Origin of the sequence: Candidatus Hakubella thermalkaliphila (genome assembly GCF_013281975.1) — a bacterium.
Taxonomy (GTDB): domain Bacteria; phylum Actinomycetota; class Humimicrobiia; order Hakubellales; family Hakubellaceae; genus Hakubella; species Hakubella thermalkaliphila.
Genome location: NZ_BLRZ01000212.1, coordinates 1 through 1,823, shown reverse-complemented (window position 1 = coordinate 1,823; position 1,823 = coordinate 1). Strand labels below are relative to the sequence as shown.

General features: G+C 40.5%; 2 protein-coding genes and 1 pseudogene. 1 reads left to right on the top strand and 2 read right to left on the bottom strand.

The window, feature by feature from the left end; genetic code table 11:
• On the top strand, nucleotides 1-749 hold a 749-nt coding region (locus tag HW443_RS10980), incomplete at its 5' end, for a hypothetical protein (RefSeq protein WP_176238199.1).
• Between the two features lie 190 nt (nucleotides 750-939).
• Here HW443_RS10980 and HW443_RS10975 read toward each other — a convergent pair.
• On the bottom strand, nucleotides 940-1,077 hold the full coding sequence (locus HW443_RS10975) for a transposase (RefSeq protein ID WP_176235431.1): 138 nt from the start codon (nucleotides 1,075-1,077) through the stop codon (nucleotides 940-942).
• A 205-nt stretch (nucleotides 1,078-1,282) separates the two neighbouring features.
• Nucleotides 1,283-1,823 (bottom strand): annotated as a pseudogene (locus HW443_RS10970) (hypothetical protein); the annotation flags it as partial.

Genomic DNA, 1,823 nt, shown 5'->3' with positions numbered 1-1,823 from the left:
ACAAACTTAGAGATAGGTTGTATAAACATCCTGAGTTAATTAACTCATTTGTTGTGGAGAATCCTTTGAACTTTTCCAACCATGAATTAAAAATAATTAGCAGCTGGAAAGACTTTGTTAAAGGAAGATTCCTTATTTTTCGTTATTTGACGAGTTATGCTGTTTTTCTTGATACAGACGAGCCACCAAAAGCTTATGGAGTTCTCGCTCTTAATACTACCTTTGAGGAAATCGTTGGATCCTACCTGCCAATAATGGTTGAAGCTGTGCTTTTACCGTTCAATGATAAAATTATATATGACAGCATCTTTTCCCCATATTCTATCACTTTTGGTAGTGGTATCCGTCGAAGCCTTAATGATGCTTATCAAAAAGCTAAATCGAGATTTGGCATAATTACATCTCTCCCATTCTCAATAGAAAAGGTAGAACAAAGTGATGCCGACAAATTAAGGTTTTATCTAAGAAGCGAACATAATCGTAAAATGTACTGGGAAGAAATAGAGGAATTAATTAACAAAGATCCGAATCTTTTAACACTTTACCATCAGGAAATGGGTAAAATTCATGCTAGAACATATGGGAAACGGCTACGTGAAATTGGTTTAACTAATGCATGGTTTGCCATACTTGAGGGTATTACTATTGCAAGTGGAGCAACAAGGGATGAAGTTGAACGAATTTTACAATGCATTCTCCCGACTGGCAAAAGGAAGTTTGTTTACATCTTTCAATTAAAGAAGAAATGAAAATGTTTGCAGTTCCATCGCCTAACACGTGAGCCTGTCGAAAAATTCTTTTGAAAGTGTGCCTTCATCTTCCTAAGAATCTCTTTAACTTCTGATAACCTTTGAATACAAGATTACCCCAACCTGCTATTATGGATACCCTATTTACCAAAACTTTGGTACCGTTACCTTCCTTTTTTTCATATTCTCTTTAACATCCATAGGCTAATCGGGTAAATTTTCTGAAATTATAGGCTATGCAGATAATATTCCAGATCAATTTCACCTTCTGTAAGCCTCTATGGGCAAATCGCCGGAACTTGAAAATCTTTTGTCGAGTAGAACTCATAACTCTTACTCCTTTCGAATCACTTTGCTCAAGTTTTTCTCCGGAGAACGGAAGTGATGTAATAATCCCAAAACTCGGCATCAGGGGGGAACTTCTTCATCAAACTTCAACTCCGGCCTCAGCAACGAATGCTTCAAGAATCGGTGGTTCAGCCTCGAGAACCTCTCTCCCAAAAGTCTCGATATGGAAACGATCTTCAAGGCCGTTAATGTGAATGAGCAGGTAAATCGTCGTGTATATGTTCAGCGATGCGATGAGGTTTCTCGCCTGATACGTTCCTTAGATCAAGAACCACTATCTCATATCCTCCATGGGTGTCGAAATCACTCTCTCGAAAACAGAAAACCAGGTCGATCTGACTACCGACTTCTATTTCCTGAAGAACTTCGGAGGGTGCATTAAACATAACCGCCTGAAAGGTCAGACTGTCTACCTTCACCCTTAGTTTGAGATGCTTCAGATCTGAAGTAGGTCTGATTTCAGTAAGAAGGGCTCCTCTAAACAGGAAGATGGGCTCCTGGTTGCCCTCACCGTAGGGCTCCAGATATTTAAGAAACTTAAACAGCTCTCTCTTCATGTCACTCGCAATCAGGGGGGAATCAACGTGCAATTTGGCCACTCTATCCTCCTCCAGGAGCACCTGGTTGGCCAGGGAGACGAACTTCTCCCGGAAGATTAAAAAGTTTTCCAGCCTCATTCTGAGGCCAGCGGCCAGTCTGTGACCACCGAAACCATCCAGAAGATGC

Excerpts from the sequence above, each read along its gene's own strand:
- HW443_RS10975 (WP_176235431.1), bottom strand. The coding sequence starts at position 1,077 with ATGAGTTCTACTCGACAAAAGATTTTCAAGTTCCGGCGATTTGCCCAT.